The organism is Streptomyces sp. NPDC043908 (assembly GCF_056435525.1).
Map to the genome: position 1 here is coordinate 1 of NZ_JBWKEI010000029.1, position 16,613 is coordinate 16,613.

At 66.2% G+C, this 16,613-nt stretch carries 19 protein-coding genes and 4 pseudogenes; 11 read left to right on the forward strand and 12 right to left on the reverse strand.

Annotated elements, in window-relative coordinates; genetic code table 11:
* Positions 1–152: 152 nt before the first annotated feature.
* Positions 153–392 (reverse strand): hypothetical protein, encoded by a 240-nt coding sequence (locus AC069K_RS34895; RefSeq protein WP_478622770.1) that lies wholly within the window; start codon positions 390–392, stop codon positions 153–155.
* Between the two features lie 205 nt (positions 393–597).
* Here AC069K_RS34895 and AC069K_RS34900 point away from each other — a divergent pair, with 205 nt between their 5' ends.
* Positions 598–1,629, forward strand: coding sequence for a hypothetical protein (locus AC069K_RS34900; protein WP_478622771.1), 1,032 nt, complete (start codon positions 598–600; stop codon positions 1,627–1,629).
* An 81-nt stretch (positions 1,630–1,710) separates the two neighbouring features.
* On the forward strand, positions 1,711–2,142 hold the full coding sequence (locus tag AC069K_RS34905; RefSeq protein ID WP_478622773.1) for a hypothetical protein: 432 nt from the start codon (positions 1,711–1,713) through the stop codon (positions 2,140–2,142).
* Between the two features lie 13 nt (positions 2,143–2,155).
* Here AC069K_RS34905 and AC069K_RS34910 read toward each other — a convergent pair.
* From AC069K_RS34910 to AC069K_RS34935, 6 genes and pseudogenes are all read right to left on the reverse strand, one after another.
* Positions 2,156–2,529: pseudogene (locus tag AC069K_RS34910) on the reverse strand (transposase); the annotation flags it as partial.
* A 303-nt stretch (positions 2,530–2,832) separates the two neighbouring features.
* Positions 2,833–3,138, reverse strand: coding sequence for a hypothetical protein (locus AC069K_RS34915; protein ID WP_478622775.1), 306 nt, complete (start codon positions 3,136–3,138; stop codon positions 2,833–2,835).
* A gap of 141 nt (positions 3,139–3,279) precedes the next feature.
* A complete protein-coding gene (locus AC069K_RS34920) occupies positions 3,280–3,651 on the reverse strand; it encodes a suppressor of fused domain protein (protein ID WP_478622777.1) in 372 nt (123 codons plus the stop codon).
* Positions 3,652–3,761: 110 nt separating this feature from the next.
* Positions 3,762–4,103: a hypothetical protein gene (locus tag AC069K_RS34925; RefSeq protein ID WP_478622779.1), complete on the reverse strand. Its 342-nt coding sequence runs from the start codon at positions 4,101–4,103 to the stop codon at positions 3,762–3,764.
* Between the two features lie 36 nt (positions 4,104–4,139).
* Complete coding sequence (locus AC069K_RS34930; protein WP_478622781.1) at positions 4,140–4,340, reverse strand: hypothetical protein; 201 nt, start codon at positions 4,338–4,340, stop codon at positions 4,140–4,142.
* Positions 4,337–5,119 carry a hypothetical protein gene (locus AC069K_RS34935; RefSeq protein WP_478622783.1) on the reverse strand — a complete coding sequence of 261 codons (783 nt, stop codon included), beginning with the start codon at positions 5,117–5,119 and terminating at the stop codon, positions 4,337–4,339. The genes AC069K_RS34930 and AC069K_RS34935 overlap by 4 nt, the downstream gene beginning before the upstream one ends.
* A gap of 882 nt (positions 5,120–6,001) precedes the next feature.
* On the opposite strand from AC069K_RS34935, the gene AC069K_RS34940 reads away from it, so the two are divergent.
* Entirely contained in the window at positions 6,002–6,370 is a 369-nt protein-coding gene (locus AC069K_RS34940; RefSeq protein WP_478622784.1) for a hypothetical protein, read from the forward strand.
* A gap of 50 nt (positions 6,371–6,420) precedes the next feature.
* Here the strand turns inward: AC069K_RS34940 and AC069K_RS34945 are convergent.
* Positions 6,421–7,241 (reverse strand): annotated as a pseudogene (locus AC069K_RS34945) (IS5 family transposase).
* Between the two features lie 136 nt (positions 7,242–7,377).
* A complete protein-coding gene (locus AC069K_RS34950) occupies positions 7,378–8,205 on the reverse strand; it encodes a HEAT repeat domain-containing protein (RefSeq protein ID WP_478622787.1) in 828 nt (275 codons plus the stop codon).
* A 587-nt stretch (positions 8,206–8,792) separates the two neighbouring features.
* Between AC069K_RS34950 and AC069K_RS34955 the strand changes: the two genes are divergently transcribed.
* Positions 8,793–9,722: an ankyrin repeat domain-containing protein gene (locus AC069K_RS34955; protein WP_478622837.1), complete on the forward strand. Its 930-nt coding sequence runs from the start codon at positions 8,793–8,795 to the stop codon at positions 9,720–9,722.
* A 277-nt stretch (positions 9,723–9,999) separates the two neighbouring features.
* Complete coding sequence (locus AC069K_RS34960; protein WP_478622789.1) at positions 10,000–10,242, forward strand: hypothetical protein; 243 nt, start codon at positions 10,000–10,002, stop codon at positions 10,240–10,242.
* A gap of 14 nt (positions 10,243–10,256) precedes the next feature.
* Here the strand turns inward: AC069K_RS34960 and AC069K_RS34965 are convergent, their stop codons facing one another.
* A complete protein-coding gene (locus tag AC069K_RS34965; protein WP_478622791.1) occupies positions 10,257–10,850 on the reverse strand; it encodes a hypothetical protein in 594 nt (197 codons plus the stop codon).
* A 695-nt stretch (positions 10,851–11,545) separates the two neighbouring features.
* Here AC069K_RS34965 and AC069K_RS34970 point away from each other — a divergent pair.
* From AC069K_RS34970 to AC069K_RS34980, 3 genes and pseudogenes are all read left to right on the forward strand, one after another.
* On the forward strand, positions 11,546–12,235 hold the full coding sequence (locus AC069K_RS34970; RefSeq protein ID WP_478622792.1) for an SMI1/KNR4 family protein: 690 nt from the start codon (positions 11,546–11,548) through the stop codon (positions 12,233–12,235).
* 31 nt (positions 12,236–12,266) lie between these two features.
* Positions 12,267–12,770: pseudogene (locus AC069K_RS34975) on the forward strand (NF041680 family putative transposase); the annotation flags it as partial.
* Between the two features lie 67 nt (positions 12,771–12,837).
* Positions 12,838–13,131, forward strand: a complete 294-nt coding sequence (locus AC069K_RS34980; RefSeq protein WP_478622794.1) for a hypothetical protein — start codon at positions 12,838–12,840, stop codon at positions 13,129–13,131.
* A 59-nt stretch (positions 13,132–13,190) separates the two neighbouring features.
* Here the strand turns inward: AC069K_RS34980 and AC069K_RS34985 are convergent, their stop codons facing one another.
* On the reverse strand, positions 13,191–13,757 hold the full coding sequence (locus AC069K_RS34985) for an RICIN domain-containing protein (protein WP_478622796.1): 567 nt from the start codon (positions 13,755–13,757) through the stop codon (positions 13,191–13,193).
* A gap of 920 nt (positions 13,758–14,677) precedes the next feature.
* On the opposite strand from AC069K_RS34985, the gene AC069K_RS34990 reads away from it, so the two are divergent.
* Both AC069K_RS34990 and AC069K_RS34995 read left to right on the forward strand, forming a co-directional pair.
* Positions 14,678–15,064 carry a hypothetical protein gene (locus AC069K_RS34990; RefSeq protein WP_478622798.1) on the forward strand — a complete coding sequence of 129 codons (387 nt, stop codon included), beginning with the start codon at positions 14,678–14,680 and terminating at the stop codon, positions 15,062–15,064.
* 202 nt (positions 15,065–15,266) lie between these two features.
* Positions 15,267–15,548, forward strand: coding sequence for a hypothetical protein (locus tag AC069K_RS34995; protein ID WP_478622800.1), 282 nt, complete (start codon positions 15,267–15,269; stop codon positions 15,546–15,548).
* Positions 15,549–15,607: 59 nt separating this feature from the next.
* Here the strand turns inward: AC069K_RS34995 and AC069K_RS35000 are convergent, their stop codons facing one another.
* The gene (locus AC069K_RS35000) at positions 15,608–15,844 is read right to left on the reverse strand and encodes a hypothetical protein (protein ID WP_478622802.1); all 237 of its coding nucleotides are present in this window, start codon (positions 15,842–15,844) and stop codon (positions 15,608–15,610) included.
* A gap of 272 nt (positions 15,845–16,116) precedes the next feature.
* On the opposite strand from AC069K_RS35000, the pseudogene AC069K_RS35005 reads away from it, so the two are divergent.
* Positions 16,117–16,317: pseudogene (locus tag AC069K_RS35005) on the forward strand (cold-shock protein).
* Positions 16,318–16,613: the final 296 nt, after the last annotated feature.

Sequence of the window (16,613 nt, forward strand, 5' to 3'; positions counted from 1 at the left end):
GTCCATGGGCTCATGTAAGCAGCCGGCACTGACATCCAGGGCGGCGGTTCGGTCACACCCGCTCTCTCACTCAGGGAACGAAAAGCCCAGCTCACACAGGCGGGGCAAGCACACTGCGAGGCATTGCTCCACAGACGCGGCATCGGTTCGCATCAGGATGTCCTCGCGCAACGGCGCTCCTCCCAGACCTGGTCGTCGTGCCATGGCGCATCGACGACAGGCCGACCGCTCGGTAAGCGGATCGTCGTCAGCTCCTCGATGCCCGTCACGACTACCGGCGTCATCGGATCGTCATACACCGTCCCAAGGTGAGCACCGGACGTGAAAGCCGCCTCCACGTACCAGGTGGCCTCAGGCCCGGCTGCCAGTAGCGCGTCCCTGACCCACTCCATGTCTCACTCCCTCCTCGCCACCCGGCCGGGCGGTCAACCAAAAGCTACGCGGGCCCGCTGACCTCGGCACTTCTTGCATCGTCGCAATCCGTGATGGCTCCCAAAGATCCGCGCCAGAACCGACTTTCGACGGCAGCACTGGCAGTGCGAGTTGCTGCCGGGGCGCTTGGCGGCCGGGGTCGCCGGGTGTCTAAGGTCGCATTCCATGACGAGGACCACGCCCCCACGCCCGCTTGACGTCGAGGTGCTTTTCCCGGAACTGGCTGCTTGCCGGGGTACGACGACGCGGCTCCACCCGCGGCCGGGCAGCCCTCAGACGTCGGCCAGCTCGGTGGGTGGCCCGATGCTGTGGCCAGCGGACGAGCCGTGGCCGGTATGCGGCGAGGCCCACAGCCGCGGGCGGGGTCGGCGCCCGGCCGACATCCACCGCTACCGGCGGATCCTGACTGCCGCATGGGCCCGGGAACAGAACCCGGGTCCCACGGAGGAGGAACGAGAGCTCCTGGCCGAGCTGCGCCTGGAGCACCGGCTCCCCGAGGCGTCGGAGACGGATCCGCTGCCAATGGTCGGCCTGGCGCAGCTCTATCGGCGGGATGTCCCGGACCTGCCGGCGAAGCCGGACAACTGCGATCTGCTCCAGGTGTTCTGGTGCCCATTCAACGCGCACGGCCCGAGCCGATACGACCTGGAGCTGCACCTGCGCTGGCGGCGGTCGTGGGAAGTCGGGGAAGCGCTGCCCGCACCCCCGCAGCCGCCAGTCGTCGGGTCTGACGGGTTTGTGCCCGAGCCCTGCGTGCTGCACCCGGAGCAGGTGGTCAGCTACCCATTCGCCGGCCTCCTGCCCGAGGAACTGTGCGCCCGGCTCGACGCCTGGGAGGAAGCCCAGGAACAGGATGCCGATCAGTTGGCCAACGAGAACGCGGTCGATCCGGTCAGCTACCAGTACGACCTGTCCATCCCGCCCGGCTGGCGCGTTGGCGGCTTCGCCTCCTGGCACAAGACCGACCCGTACCCCATGGACTGTCGGACCTGCAGGACACCGATGCACCTCCTGCTGACCATCGACAGCTCAGAATGGGCCGGCGGCAGCGGCAGCTGGAAGCCGCTAGAGGACCGAGACCTGCTCACCCATCGGTACGCCACCCCCACCGGCGTCACCGTGGGCCGATTCGGCGAACTCAACGTCTTCGCCTGCCCCACCGATCCCGACCACCCGCACCGCTGGAGCAGCCAATAGGCCATCAGATCTGCCTCGGCGACCCCCTCGACAAGCACTAGGGTGTGTATCGGAAGCGGATCATGCGCATAGGGTGTCGGCATGTCGCTGAGCCACATAGCCCTCTCGTCCGGTCGCTCGATCGAACTCACTGAGCTGCGGTTGTCTACGACCTACGGTGGGATGCTGGAGGGCTATCCGTGCCAGCGCATCAACGACATGAAGGTCAGCGGCCTCCTGCGGCAGGCCGAGCATGCGTTCTCCTTCGCGCCAGTCCATCTCGTTCCGCCCTCCCGCGAATACCCGGACCAGGCCGCCGGCGCCTTCGGCCTAGTTGAGGTGCTGCCTTCCGTGGCGTGCATCGGTGTCTTCGGCTCGACAGCGGTCGCCCCCGAACTCGACGCAGTGCTGCACCGCTCCGCTCTCATCGTTGCCTGGTTCCAGGCCACCCCGGAGATTCCGTCGGGCCAGGATGCTGATCCTGCTCTTCGCGGCATTCGCTGGGACGAGCTGGCCCAGGACTATGAGCTCTAGGGACACGCGCTGATCACAGCCACTCGTTGATGGCGGCTACGAGGACAGTGGCCTCATAGCGGACTGTGAGCTTGTCGTAGCGAGTGGCCACGGCCCGATGACGCTTCAGCCGGTTGATCTGGCACTCAACCGCATGGCGCTCGCGGTAGTCGGCCGGGGCGAAACGCGGCGGACGGCCGCCGCGGGAGCCCAGCTTGTGGCGGTTGCGTGCTTGGTCGGCCTTGTCGGGGATGGTGCAGCGGATTCCGCGGCGGCGCGATAGGCGCGGTTTGTGCGGGAGGCGTACGCCTTGTCCGTGTGGACTCGGGTGGGACGGACGCGTGGCCGACCCGGCCCGATGCGGGGCACGCGGACCTTCTCCAGCACGGGTTCGAACTGCGGCGAGTCCCAGCAGCGGTTGTCCCGGGGTAGCGTCGCTGTTACAGCCTGCTCGTCCAGGCTTCCCGATGCCGCTCACCTGGCATCCTGCTCCGCACGCCCGGAGAGAGTGCCCCCCTGAGATCAGGGATCTCTTTGCCTGCCGCAGCGCCCGCACACATGCGTGCGGGCTGCCCGCCAGCCATGGCCCGCGTCCCCTTCCCCAGCCTTCCGGGACGACTCTCCCCATCACCGTGCCGCAGGAGTAGTGATGGCCATGCTGTCCGCTCACCGTGCGTTCCGGCGAGGACGTGTGCGGTGAATGTCAGCCGATCAATCCAGTGGGCAGTTGGTCGTGAAGGGGTGCGGTGTCCTCGTCGCCGGACGGCGGGGCAACCCTACGGGGGTTCCAAGTTCGGGGAGGGACAGGGTGATCACGGCGTGCGTGGCCGTGCGGTCCTTCAGGGTGAGGCGGGCTTGGACCAGGCGCCCGTGGTGATCCACCCAGGCCTGAGCGGTGATGGGAAGGTCGCTGCCGTACGCCTCGCGCAGGCGGTCGGCGTTCTCCCGGCTCTGCGCGGCCAGGCGCAGGGTGAGCGTGTAATGGCTAAGGGTGCCCTGGTAGCGCTTGGTGGGCACACCGCGAACCGTCTCTGCGCCGTCTGCCCGTACGTTCTTCATTTGCGCGACCTGCTGCAGGGTGTACGCGGGGTTGTTGAGTGAGGCCGGAAGGGCGTGTGGGTTTCGGCGGTGCGGCGGAGGTCCACTCCCCGCGGGGCCCTACAGGTCGAGCTGGGGACGGTCGGGATCGAGGAGATCGGGGTCTTGGCGAACCAGCACGTCTTCGAATGCCTCCCAGCCCTTATCGCGAATGAAGGTGGTCTCCTCCGCCGTGATGGGGATCAGCCAGACGACGGCGACATCACTGCCGTTCTCGATGGTGACCGAGAAGAAGTCGTCGTCGAAGTAGACGGGCAACCCTGCGTAGAGGGACGTTATGGTTCCGCCGGGCAATGGTGCGGGAAGCGGCACCACGTCGCCGCGAAGGATCGCCTCACCGCTCGCCGTCAGTTGCCCGACGACGTATTCCAATACGCCGGGGAAGTGACCGCACCAGACACAGCTCGCCTCGTAGTTGCGGACGTGGTTCACGACCTAAGCCTGTCGGTGTCTGCCGGAATCGGAGGTCTTGTCCCACTCGGTGAAGCGAATCCCTTCCGCCATGGCTCAGTACGCCTGGTCGGGCCAGACACCGATCACGCTCATGCGTCGCCGGGATCCCCTGGAAGCCGTCGAATCTCGGCGATCAGGCGGGGGATGGCCTCGCGAGCGGCGGCGATGAACCGAGCATTCTCGTCCCAGAGTTCGTCTGCGACATCGACGCAGCGCGGCTGTTGGACGAGAGTGGCAGCGACGATCTGCCGGTGGTCGAAGTCCGGCCAGCGCTCGCCGAGCCCGGTGTCGGGCGTGATTCTGATGGCGACGAGGTTCTTGGCGTAGTCGTCATCGAGGAAGCGGACGTGCCAGGGCCCCGGGGCGGCGGCTTCGGCGAGTTCTTGGATTTCGGCGAGTTCCTCGTCGGTCAGCGGTTGAGGGGTGTCCATCGGCTGCCGGCTCCTCGGCTTCGATCAGGTGCCGCGTCAGGGCAACGCCCGCGCGTCGGTCTGCTCGGCGGCCTGGACGGTCAGAAGAGCCGAGGGGGAGAGTCGTGAGATACCCGTGACCTTACCGTTCTTGGAGCCGTGAAGGCTATGAATCAGCGCAGCTAAAATATGGCTGGCCTTTCGTTGCCTCGCCGACATTGCCTTGATGGCACAGGGCCGCGCGGTGATGTCACTCATTGCCAGACCTGGACAATCTTGCCATCCTTAGAGACTCGATGATAGTTGATCATCGATAGTTCCAGCTTGAAGACCATTCCGTGCTGGATGCGGACGTCGCTGACTGTCCTTGATGTCGGCTCGCGAAGGCACCGGGTCATTGGCGGGTCGTTGGACGTGTGCTTATCCGGCTCATTGATCAGTGTTTTCCTGCTGCTTCGCACCGTGTCCCATGACAACGTTTGTTCGGTGTCGAACAAAAGGGCTGGTTCCGGAGTGTTCTGAGCGGACGGGTTTGAGGTTTCGCCCCGGTAGTAGTCGATAAGGGGACTGCCGTGGCTTCCGTGGTGAAACGGGATGGTAGCGCCAGGGGCCCCATCGGAGGAATCCTGGTCCCCAGCGGCGAGGATGCCGTCCAGGACGTCAGCGATCCGGTGCGGGTCGGCGCCGTAGTAGGCAGTGACGCGCAGGCCGCAGCGGATCTTGTACTGATCGTCACCGGTCTGGAAGAACAACTGTTTTGCTGTTCCCCCGGCGCATAAGTCGTTCACGATGACCAGACCAAGGGTCAGAGGGGTGTTCTTGGCGTACGCGTTCACGATCATCCGCAAGTGATCCTCAGCCGCCTTCCGGGACTGCTGAGCCTGCGTGCTGCCCGCGAGGTCGCGCACCTCCTTCGGGCTCGTGGCGCGGTCGTGGGACGAGCAGGCGGAGAGCACGAGGATGAGGAGGAGACCGAGAAGGTGTTTGACGCTGTCGCGCACGGCGGATACGGCGGTAAGGACCCACTTCAAAGTCATCTGCCCATTCTCGCAGCGTTGTTGGTGACGTCCATCCGTACGCGTACTCATACGGAGCCGGGAGCACCCCGTGGGAGTGCCCCCGGCCGCGGTGCGCACTTTGCGCGGTTACAGGCCCATTCCTGTCATGGTGCGTTCCAGGAAGTTCACGTAAAGGCGCGCACCCTCGATTTTGGGATGGAACGACTGGGCCAACAGGCCGTACGGTGAGGCCCACGGACGCAAGGACTCCCACTTGATCGGCGGCCGGTACGGCGATCCAGGAGAGCCAGCACGTCGACAGCGGCCTTGGCTGGTCGTCCCTCGCGATTCCTACGGCAACAGCCTGCCACTTCGAGGCCCGCTTGTTCGACGCCGGACGTGGAACGAGAAGCTCACGGATTCCAATACGTCGGCATTGAGGCGAGAAACAGTGAGCCGCCCCCAAGCAGAACGAATTGGATCACAGCGGTCACCCAGCACCGCAAGAGCAGAGCCAGCAGCATGGTTGTCGCACCCGCCCAGAGAGTGAACTCCACCACGTCTGCTTGGTACGAAGCAGCAGTTGAGTCCACGGGGCCGGGGTAGCCCATCCAGTCGGCTGTCCAAACGCCGTCTCCGCCCATGAGGCAGAGACAGATGAGCAGCAGGTCCAGCAATGCCGCGAACGATGCGGCCGCGAAGTCCCGGTCGCGGTGCTCTTCAGTGCGTTTCCACATATGAGGACAGACACCCGGCAGGGGAACGCCGGTTGCGCCCGCCAGGCGCTCCTGTCACGAGCATCTGATGCCATCCGGAGCGCGGCAAGGCGGCTTTCTCGACCCGGGCCGTGCCGTCTCCCAGCTCCGTTGCGTAGTGTGATGGCTGCCCCGCAGTCGGAATGTACATGGAGAGGCCCGCGTCATGCCCACCGCGAGATTCTTCTTCGACGCGGGTTCAGGGCGTGTCCTGTGGACGGTTCCGGAGGACCGGGGGGCGTGGGGCTATGCGGTCGACCTGGATCGACTGCCCATAGGTGAGGACCTCCGACGCGACCTGGTGGCGCTCATCGCGCGCTACGACACGTCGCTGAACTGGGACTACCCTCCACACCCGGGACCGTGGCGCGAAGCGGAGTGCGCCGACTTCAACGAGGCCGTCTACGAAGCGCTCGGCCGGCTGCGCGCCGAACTCCAAGCGGAATGGACGATCTACAACGAGTTCGACGCCCTTCACGAGGACCCGGACCTCGACCGCTATCTGGCCAACCCGACCGGATTCGTTCGCACCTGACCGGAGTGGACGCAGTAGCCACCGGCGCTCCCGTCGTCTTAGAAGTCATCTCATTTGGCGAGCCGGCGGTAGCAGATGAGGGTGCAGGCGAGGCTCGTGAAGGCGAGGAAGTGCTCGGCTTTGCGCTCGTAGCGACGGTGGAGGGGACGGCATCCAGCGAGCCATGCCATGGTGCGTTCGATGGTCCACCGGTGCCGGCCGAGCCGCTGTGAGGTCTCGACTCCCTTTCGGGCGATGCGGTGCCGGATGCCCCGCTGGGATAACCATCGTCGTAGGTGGGAGTAGTCGTATCCCTTGTCGGCGTGCAGTTTTCTCGGGCTTGCGTCGTCGGGGGCCTCGCCGGGATCGAATCGGCGGTATGCCCTTCACGAGCGGGATCAGGGCCTGGCTGTCGTGGACGTTGGCGCCGGAGATGCCGACAGACAGGGGCAGACCGTTCCGCTCGGTGATCAGGTGGATCTTTGAGCCGTACTTGCCCCGTCGACAGGATTCGGACCTGTCAGGTCCCGCTTTTCAGGGCCCGCATGTTCACCGAGTCGATCGCGCAGCGGGACCAGTCCAGGTCGCCGCGGGCGCCGAGTTCGTCGAGGACAAGGCGGTGCAGCTTGGCCCACACGCGGGCCTTCGTCCACTCCGTGAAGCGCCGGTGGGCTGTCGCGCCGGACGGCCCGAACGAGGCGGCCGGCAACTGCTGCCACGTGCAGCCTGACGTCGCCACGAACACGATCGCGGCCAGTACTTCGCGGTCGCCGTGCCGACGCCGGCCACCACCCTGAGGTCGCGACGGCGCCTCCGGCACCACCCGCTGGAACAGCTCCCACAACTCGTCCGGCACCAGCCGCTCAACGATCCCCGACACGACCAGCAGCATACTCAGCCAAATGAGATGATCTCTAAAGCGACTCGCACCCAGCACCCAGTGCTCGAACTGCGTTGCGGCGGCGTGCACTTGATTGTCCAGCGCTCGCAACCGGACCTAGCCGACGCCGCAGGAAGCGCACGCCTCGTCAGCCGCGGAGGGGCTTGCGCTGACGTGCTGCGGTTGCCTGGTCACGAACGTAGGAGTCAGCGTCCGCTGCCAGCTGGTCGAGCACGGCCGAGGTCGCGGGGTCTGCGGGCTCCAGGGCGGGAAAGCGGCCCAAGGCGATCGCGACCCAGGCCCGAACGCGGGGGTTGTCGTCGTTCGCGAGCAAGCGGATCTTCGGCAGGGCCCTGGGCTGCTGAAGGAAGCCGAGGGAGCTGAGGGCGGAGATGCGCACCTGCGGGGAAGGGTCGTCCAGCAGGTTCAACAGCAGGTCGATGGCCGCGGGCTCCATCCCGTGGCCGCCGAGCGTGCCCACGACCACGTTGCGGACTTCTTCGTCCGGGTCCTGCGCAGCGTGGGCAAGCAGGCCGAGATCGGCTGGTTCGGGGACGAAGCCGAGCAGCCAGATTGCCGCCCTGCGCAGATCGTCATCGTTGCCAACGGCGTACGGCAGGAGAATTTTCCGCGCGGCGGCCGGGTCCTCCTGCGCGAATACATGGAGCCGCGTGGAGAGGGAGTCCTGGTCGTCACCCAGATTGCGTGAGTAGGCCTCCAACAGGGCCGCCAGGGCTGTGTGGCCGGCGGTCTCGGCCAGAATCCGGGCGAGCACGTGACGGGCGTACCAGTTGCCCGCTTCCACGGCTGCCGCGAGATGCCGTTCCAGGTGCGGAATCAGCGCCCGCCGCCGGGCGGCCACGAGCTTCTCTGCAATGTCTGCAAGGTCGTCGAGGTCACAGTCGGGATCCGTGAGTCCGGCCGCCAGCTCCTCAAGGCGCAGGGTGAGATCATCGGTTGCCCATTGGTCTTCCAATCCGTCCTCCTTGTGATCCTTCAGACCGCAAGGGCTCGCCCATGCCGGCCCGTTAGGGTAGGCCCTATGGAGCGTGCTCGGCTGGGCGAGGACGGCAGGTATCACGGCGACCTGCCGTGCAAATGGTGCCATGTACTCATTCCGCATCACGGGCGGAAGCGTCCGCGGCGTTACTGCCGTACGACCCACCGTTGGAAGACCTACGGCACGAACGTCGTGACCCTCGTTCTCGGCGTCCTCAGCTGACGTCGCCGGAATCCGGCAACCGCCGGACCGAGCCTCGTCCCGCATACCGTTCCTTCGCCCTGCGAACGGAACACCGCCCTCTATAGGGCGTAGGGCGTCGACGGTACGGCGCGTGGGCTGTCGCACCCGTGGCCGGAGAGAGTCCGGCGGCCATCCCACCGTTCCCCGGTCTGTCACGCCGACCACCCTCACACGCCTGGACCTACGGGAGCGAGGTCCCCCGGCGGAACCGGGATAGGGGCGCGGGGTGTTGTCCGAGCGGTGTGCGAGTGTAGGGGTGGAGTCGTTCGGTGTAGTGCGGGAGGGGTGCTACGGCGGTGGAAGGTGACGGCTGGAGCGGGGTGGGATGGGACTGGACGGATCACGACACCGTCCGGTGGCGTCTTGAGCAGGGAGCCGATCCGGAGGCTTGGAGAGCCGGTCGGCCTCTCCACTGGGCCGCCGTGCACGGTTCGGCACAAGTGGTCGCGGAGTTGGCCCGGCGGGTCGCGGACGTGGATGCGCTGGAGATGGGGGTGACGGCGTTGTGGGAGGCGGTCATGTCCAGAAGGCCCGACAACGCGCTGGCCCTCGCCGCTGCCGGGGCGGACCCGTGGCGGGAGTTGATAGGGGGCTGGTCGCCGGGCCGGCTGAGTCTGGCCGGCCCGACGCCGGACCTGTTCGCGCTGCCAGCCGGTGAGCGCGGCTTGAGTGAAGCCGAGCGCACCACTGCCGCGGAGGGTGCCCGGCTTGTGGGCGCACTGGGGACCTTCCACTATGACGGTACGGGGCTGGCTTGTGTGGCCGGGATCGACGCGGCCGAAGCAGTGAACCGTCTGCAGGCCACACCAGCGGACCGTAACCTGGTCGAGGAACTGCTGGAAGACCGGTACGCGTACGACATGGATGAGACCTGGCAGATCATCGGCCTCACGACCGTGCCGGGCGGCTGCGTGGTCACCCAACCCTGGGGCTACGTGCCGAGCACTCCGGGCGTGCTGACCCGGCTGTCGGAAGGCACCCTCTGCTACGGCGTGTTCGCCAACCCCAAGAGCGGCAAACAGGGCAGCATCGCCCGCAACGGCGCCATCGAAGGCCGGGGCCTGCACCCCGGCGGCGCCCCCGACCAGAGCAGCACCACAGAAGAAGTCCTGGCCGCGTACCTCTACCAGCACCACGCCGTGGCCTACGCCTGTGCCTTCGCAGGACTGCGCCTCACCGATACACGTCCGGTCACCGGACCGTGCGACCTATGGGCTCAGTTGCCCCGGCGCGACTGCTGGAACCAGTGACACAGGAGAGACCGGGTCGCCCCTGATGTGGAAGCAGCCGAGGGATGCGCGGACAACGACCCTGCCGAAGCATGGTGGCCGGAGCATCAGTAGAAGGCGACTTCCGGCGCGTCAACTCCGCCGGCTTGGAGCGGAGGACTGGTACCGGCTCACCGAACACGATGGCGTTGATCACCCACTCGAGCATCACGCAGTCGTAGGCATCTTCCCTGCTTGGGCCACTCGTCCGTATGCCGGGACTGACCGGCTCGTGCACGGCAGGCGGTGAGGCATCGAGTTGGCGATCGTCGATCATGGTCGTGCGGTGGGGAACACGCCGCCTGCTGCCGCAAAACCCACCGGCGACGCCGCGTTCGGCGAACGAGTGCTGTGGACGATGCGCAAAAACACCGTGGCCATGGCCGGGATACCGGCGAAGACCAGCGCCGCGTGCGACGGCTGCAGTTCAAGCCTTTGGCCTGGTCACCTCGCATGGACAGCCCGAGGCACGTTGGCCACGATCCAGGCTTTGACCGGCTGAGCAGTGGCCTCAGGTCAGTGCTCGGACGAGGGTTCTGCTGTACCGGGAAATCCCAACGCGTCCAGCAGGTTGAAGAAGACTTCCTCCGCGAAGTCTTCCTTCGAGCGCAGTACCTCTTCGATTCGCGCTTGGGCTGGCACTGCAACGCCCGCGGATGCAGCCCAGGCGATGGCACTCGCTGCGACGCCCGGTACCTCTGCGTCGAGTTCCGCGCGTATGTGCCGTGCAACCTCGGCGAACTCGGGGCTGCCCCACCACACGCTACTGTCGTCCATGTCTTCGGGATCCTCGACCTTGAGAGCGGCGGCAATGTCCAGGTGGAGCCAGGCCTCCCACTGGCGGCCGTCTGTTCCGAGGCCGGTCACGTGGGCCATGTCGCTGTCGTAGATCCACGCGGTGCAGGCCGGTGCGCCAGTGAATTCCACCAGGGCGGGCAGTTTGTCCTCGCCCCAGCTGTCGGTGTCAAGCCGAAGCGTCTGCCATCCGCCGGGACGTGGCCACAATGTGTGCACTTCAGCCTTTTGGTCCTGGCCAATACCGTTGAATACCGGCGCTTCCAGGAGCGATTGCTCGCTGCGTGCGAAGATGAAGTGGCCCCAGAAACCCATGATCCCCTGCTTTCGGAAAGTTGTCCGCATGCTAGGGCTGGGCACTGACAGCGACCCTGCCGACCAGGGCCTTCGGACCGTTCCGGCCCTGCCGCGACGGACGTCCGGGTCTGGCTCTGCGATCTCGGCTCACGGCTGGCGCGGTGCCGGCCCGGACCCGGGTCGGTGCGAGTGCGGCGGGCGCCCGGGGCAGGGTTCGGAGGCCTGGTTTCCTCCCTTTCGCGAGCCGGGCATCCAAGATGCCGGACGTGCCCAGTTTCCGGTCGAACTGCTGGTTGCGTAGTTCGGAGACGGCAGCAGCCGAGTTTCTTCGATGTTGGCGGAGTAGAAAGAGCGCCGGCCGCAGGGGCCGGGACACGTCTGGCGAGCAGCCATCGCCTTGTCGAGCGCGGCCTCCTTCGCGAGCGTCATCGTGAACTTCGGCTTGGCGAGGTCGATCCGGTACAGCCAGACCCACTGCTTTCCTGCCGCGGTATTCGATCCGGGCGACGGGCTCCTGGCCGCCGGGGCGCAATGCGCGCGAGTTCCGGGAATCCTGTGCGTGCGGACGCCCGAACCCGCTCACTGTCGCGCCGAACTGTCCCTCCGAGGCGTAGGTTCGGCGCGCAAGTCGACAGGCTCGGCGGGCGTTGACTCGCTTCAGGACACGACGACCCTCCGGTGGGCGTGTCAGTGGCGGCGCATATGGTCGCTGCATGGTTGATCAGGATTGGGCTGGGGTGAGGGAGCGGATCGTGGAGCTGAGCGCGCTCCCGGCGAGCCAGAAAGTGTTCGGGGCACTCGGTCATCGGTGGACGCTCGAGGATCCGCTTGGCGAGGACGAGATCGTCGAGTTGGAAGGCCAGATAGGCGTGCGGCTTCCTTCGGAGTACCGGAGCTTCCTCGCGATGGTCGCCGCCGGGGGCGCGGGGCCGTCCTACGGCGTCTTTCCCGTGCGACGCATTCAGGGCCGCTGGCGCTGGGAGGGCGACGGTGCCGACCTGGCCGATCTGTCTAAGCTCGCCGAACCGTTCCCCGACAAGGGCCCGGACCCAGAGGTCCTCGAACGGCTGTTGGCCGAGCGTCCCGAAGAGGAGGACTGCGAGGAAAACAAGGACTTCAACACCGCCATCGAGGCGTGGGAAGAACGATGGGAAGCCGTCATGTTCGCCCCTGAGCGCACCGCCGGCGCCATCGTGATCTGCCACCACGGCTGTGCTCAGCGCGACTGGCTGGTCCTCAGCGGCTCCCATCGCGGCACTATGTGGTCCGATCCCCGAGCAGACGACGCGGATCTTGAGCCCCTCGTCGACGCGGAGGGCAAGCCCGTCACCTTCAGCAGTTGGTTCACCGAATGGCTGGACAGGGCCGAGCACGATGTCCGGCATTCCTCCGTAGGCTCCTGAGTCACGCATTCGGGCCCCTGCGCTGATGGTCAAAAAGCCGGTATGGCTGTGGTGGTCGGGCACCGGCGCCGCTGAAGCGGACGCCGACCGCTGCTGGCAGCCTTTCCTCCGCCGCTTCGACATCGAGCACACCTTCCGCCTGTTCAAGCAGACACTCGGGTGGACCAAGCCCAGGCTTCCTAGCTCGGAAGCGGCCGACAGGTGGACGTGGCTGGTGATCGCCGCCTATGCCCGGCTCCGCCTCGCCCGCCCGCTGGCCACCGACCTTCGTCGGCCCTGGGAGACGCCGACTCGCCGAACAGACTCACGCCCGCCCGCGTCCGCAGAGGGTTGAGGAACCTGCGCACGAAGACCGGCTCCCCGGCTGGTGCACCGAAACCTTCCCGTCCGGGTCCGGGCCGGCCACCGGGCTCGAAGAACCAGCGCCCGGCACCCCGGCACGACGTCGGGCGGGTCCTCGCCACCGGTGAGGCATACGCCCGACCAGCCCACCACCCACCACAAGGTCGGCACCAAACCCCGCCGTGGCGACTGAACTTCCGCCCGCGTGAATCGCCAAGAAGCCGACGAGGTTGGATAGGTCCGTGGTGGGACGAGAGCGTGTGCAGAAGAGACGGCCTTCCTTCGGCATGCCGAAAAGCATCGCCCTGCTGGCGACGCCGGAAGGCTGGCGCTACAGCGTCCTGACAGAGGAAGGCGGGATGCTTTGCGGTCGTCTCGCCGACGTGCCGGCCAACACCGACCCAGCCGAGGCACGGGCCGCCGTGGCCGCCCTGGTGGTGAGACTCGCACACGACTTCCACGAAGCTGACGTCAACGTGACCTGGGATCCGCCTCGGGAACCCGACTCATGGACAGCCCAGGCCACCGCTGCCACGACCCCGCCGAATTCCTGAAAGTCAAACGACAAGCCTGGGCCCTCGCCCCCAAGGCGAGGGCCCAGCGTCGTGGCCGTTCAGTCGATGAACGCGAAGCGGCTGTTGCCGGCTGTGCTGCACGGCCACTGGATGAGGTCAGCGCCGTTGCCCTGGCTGGCGCCTTCAACATTCAGGCACTTCCCGCTGTTCTTGTTCTGGAGTTGGTACGTGCCGTCCGAGAACACCTTCAGGTACCACAGCCCGTTCGCCTGCTCGTTGCACGGCCACTGGACGACCTTGGCCCCGTTGGCGGTGCTCCCGCCCTTGACGTTCATGCATTTCTGGCTGTGGTAGTTCTTGACCTGGACTGTGCCGTCGCTGGCCCCGTAGAACCCCCACCAAAGGTTTCCCTGCGAAGCACATGACCACTGATCGAGCTGTACGCCGTTCCCAGTGTTCCAACCCGGCAGGTCGGCGCACTTCCCGGAGTGCACGAACTTCATGTAGCCCCAACCGTCGCCGGCCTGAGGTGATAACTGCTGCCCCACAAGCTGGCGCTCCGCAGGACTGTCTTGGGCCGCGGCAGCACCAGCGGGCAACACTGTCGCGGCCAGTCCGGCAAGAACCGCTGATGCGGCGATGCCAGCCCTCTGAAGACTCAGCATGTTCTTCTCCGTTTCCGGTCCGTTCGCACCGGCCCTCCCGGTGCGAATTCCACGGACGGGACCCTACGGAGCCCTGACTCAGCACAAATCAACCCAGCGGTGGCAAATGCAGTAAACTCGCGTAGTAGCTGCCGTAAACTTTCACAGTAGTGAGCACACATCCAGCAAGGCCCGCGCCGTGCACAAGCGGATAGAGCTCGTCCCGGCCGAGCCCCTACGGCGACACTTCCATTGGACGCCCCGACGACCGGTGAGGCCGCCTGGCACTGCGCAGTACTCCGCCGGCCGACACGCGTCCCTATCGGCTCACCGCCCCGCACAGCGTGCTGGGTGGTGCCTTCGTCTACGACGCGTCGCTGACGAGTCCTGTCCCGGCGTCAGCCGTGGACGACTACACCGCTCTCGGCATCTCCAGCCCCACACCTGTCCGCATCGCCTATAAAACGAGCAGTTCCGCCTCGCGGCAGACAGTCCATTTCACCGGCGCCTGGGATTCGATCAGTGCCCCGGAGTTGGCGTTTTGCGAGCGATGTGGGACATCGGCAGTCGGACTTCAGGCAATGGTCCGGTCCTCAACATCGCCCGGCCCCGGGTGGAGTTCACGCCCTTGCTGGAGCCCGGTGGGCGGACCTCCGTGCGCCTCGCACCTCTCGGCCCTTCGCAGTGGCGTCACTCTCGGCCCGGCCAAGTGATCACCATGCGCGAGGACCGATCCGTGGCCGGAACGGCGATCGTCCTGGAGGTTCAGCGTCCCACAGGCACGCCCGCCGCATAGAGCGAGCGCCCCTTGGGGCTGGATTGCCCCGAATATGCAGGTGAGCGCGATCTGGGTTGCGCGGTAGGTTCGAGGGATGGAGCCCGTCAGTCCGCCGGTGTGCCCTCTCCACGGGGCTGGTAGCGATCCGTCATCACTCGTGGGCGTGCGCCTGGCGCAGGTCATGTCGTCGCAGCTCGCCCCGACCGACGAGGTGAATGAGCCGATCGACATCTGGCTCATTGACGACGCGGACGCCTCCACTTGGATCACCGCCGGCTCGGACTGGTGCTTGATCGTGGAGGCGTCAAGCCCGGGCGCGGGATACGACCTCGGAGCCCAGGGACGGGTCGTGGTGGCCCCTGACCGTGAAACCCCATTCCAGCGCCACCTCGGTGAACGGGTTCTCTCGGTCCAGGAGCGATGGGAGCCGAGGACGGGACGGATCGGCCTCTTGATCGAGTTCGAGTCCGGCGGCGTCGTTTGCGATACCTGGGCTGGCGACCTGCGCCTGCTTCGGCGCGCCGACAAGGGATCGAAGGTACATCTGTAGCACTGCGGCTTGGGCGGACTGATGCCGTGACGCCGGAGTTCCGCGGGGAGATCCCCATTGCAGGACTGCCTCTTGCCCATGGAAGCGGGGAGGTCGAGGCTTGTCGACAATCGGAAGGCCTGGCGGCAGAATTCCCAGGTGACGAATCTGATCGATATGAGCGAGCGCGAGTATTTTCGCCGCATTCGCCAAGCGGATCGACATGTTCATCGGTCGCACATCCCTGACCGTTGCGGCGGCCTTCATACTGGGTTACGACCAGGCGCCGAGCCGGCATAGTGGGCCCGGCCTGGACGGTTGGCTGACAGCGAACTGCGAGGTCAGCGGTAACCTCGTCTGGGGCAGATCCCGGCAGATCGCCCTCCCAGGCTGGGAAGGCGGCTGGGACCTCACAACGGAGCAGGAACAGCACGTCCTCAAAGTGCTCTTCGAACTGCTCGACAAGTCCCTCGCCGAACGGGAATACCGTGTTTCGGGGCCTTGATGGACCTTCAGCGAGGGGCGCTGGTGACGTCGACCCAAATCCAAGGTGCGTGCGTGGTGTCATGTGCGCAGTTCGCCGACAACCAGCTCGATGGTGCTGCCCACCGCCAAGACGTTCTGGGCGAGTTGGCGTACTCCGGGTTCGCTGCCGCGGCGGATGACGTCCAGTGACGCGCCGACCGGCTCGTATCCGTGGATCTTCGCGATGAAGCCCCATAGTTGGTGGCTGGTGATCGTTGCTCGGACACGCTCACCAGGGCGGAGTTGGCTGAGCGGCCGCTCCAGTTCATCGGGCATGGATGCGAATCCCTTCTGCCGTGGCTCAGTACACCTGGTCGGGCCAGACACCGATCACGCTCATGCGTCGCCGGGATCCCCTTGAAGCCGTCGAATCTCCGCGACCAGGCGGGGGATGGCCTCGCGAGCGGCGGCGATGAACCGAGCATTCTCGTCCCAGCGTTCGTCTGCGGCGCGGTGTGTGGTGGTCCTCGTACTGTGCGTTATGCACGCTGATCAGTGGCGGGTCTGCCCCGTCCTGGCAGCGTCCTCATCCTCGAAGGAGAGACAGCATGGCAACAGGCACAGTGAAGTGGTTCGACGCCGAAAAGGGATTCGGCTTCATCTCCCAGGACGAGGGGCCGGATGTGACCGTCAACTTTGCCGAGCTTTAGTCGAATGGCCTCCAATCGCTGGAGGAGAGCCAGAGGGTGGAGTTCGAAGTCGCGCATAACCCCAAGGGCCCCCAAGTTACGGACGTTCGCACTCTATGAGCATCCGATGTCTCGTGCCCCGCACGCACGTGCGAGGCGCCCGGTATCGCCGCACTATGGCACCCGAAGAGCAGTGAGACCAGGGCAGCCTCCCCGCGCGTGCAATGGCACACGTGTACGAATAGCATGATGTCGAGATTGCCCCCGCCCCGGGAGGCGGCTGTGACTGGGCGGGATAGTTGTCACCTGGGCGCGCAGACCGTCACCGCGCCCCGCCCAGCTGCGACCCCGCTGTTGTTGAGCCGAAGCACGATAGTTGTCACAAAGGCAGGCTGGTTGTCACTGCCCGCCTGCAG